2 protein-coding genes are annotated in these 783 nt (G+C 34.6%); both read left to right on the top strand.

The genetic code is table 11. The annotated features are described in order from the left end of the window. Positions 1-210: hypothetical protein (locus H4J75_RS20005; protein ID WP_220465376.1), on the top strand; the 210-nt coding region annotated here is incomplete at its 5' end. Between the two features lie 101 nt (positions 211-311). Next, on the top strand, positions 312-563 hold the full coding sequence (locus H4J75_RS19625) for a hypothetical protein (RefSeq protein ID WP_101343115.1): 252 nt from the start codon (positions 312-314) through the stop codon (positions 561-563). Positions 564-783 lie beyond the last annotated feature (220 nt).

Here is a 783-nt window from a genome sequence, read left to right as displayed (position 1 = left end):
GTACAATCTATTCCATCAGGTATTAAATTACTTGTTTCCTTACTATTCGTTGTAAATCTTTTAGCATTTCTTTGTGGCATCTATTTGCTTAAAGAGAATACTGTTGTTCATAAGTTTGCTTTACCAGTTTCAATCGTAATGCTACTGAGCTTTCCATTTGGTACATTTGTAGGCGGCTTGTATCTCTGGGAGAGGTTTAAAAGCACCTAACAAGGCATTCAAACGGACAAAAAATAGTTGGCTGTTTTCACTTCGTTCAACATTTTAGCCAACAATTTTTGCCGCTTAATGTGGCGTTATAAGGTTTTGATATGGAAGTCACATTAGAGTTGATTATTGGCATCGCATTTTTCTTAGTCGGTGCTAGATTTGTTTATATTGGTAAAATGGATGTCGAGTTTGGTATCACTAATGGTCAATCAGGCTCTCGTACAAAATTCACTTCTTCTCAAACTAAATCTTTAGAGGGAACAAGTGCTAGACTAGCTGGTGCATTAATATCTATCTTTGGTATTTTACTGTACGTGTTTATGGAAAAAGGTGACGTCTTGTTTGTGTTGTAAACAACCTTATAACAAGGCATTCAAACGGACAAAAAACAGTTGGCTGTTTTCACTTCGTTCAACATTTTAGCCAACAATTTTTTGCCGCTTAATGTGGCGTTAGGTAAGTAAATGGATTTCGTAGAAAAGTTTCACATTCAGCATAAAAAAAGAATCATGTATTCATTAATTGCTATGGCGTTTTGGATTCCTGCTTTAATAATCAATTATTACGATTTAA

It is taken from the genome of Colwellia sp. BRX10-1 (assembly GCF_014077545.1).
Lineage (GTDB): Bacteria > Pseudomonadota > Gammaproteobacteria > Enterobacterales > Alteromonadaceae > Colwellia_A.
This window is presented reverse-complemented; position numbering and strand designations above follow the sequence as displayed.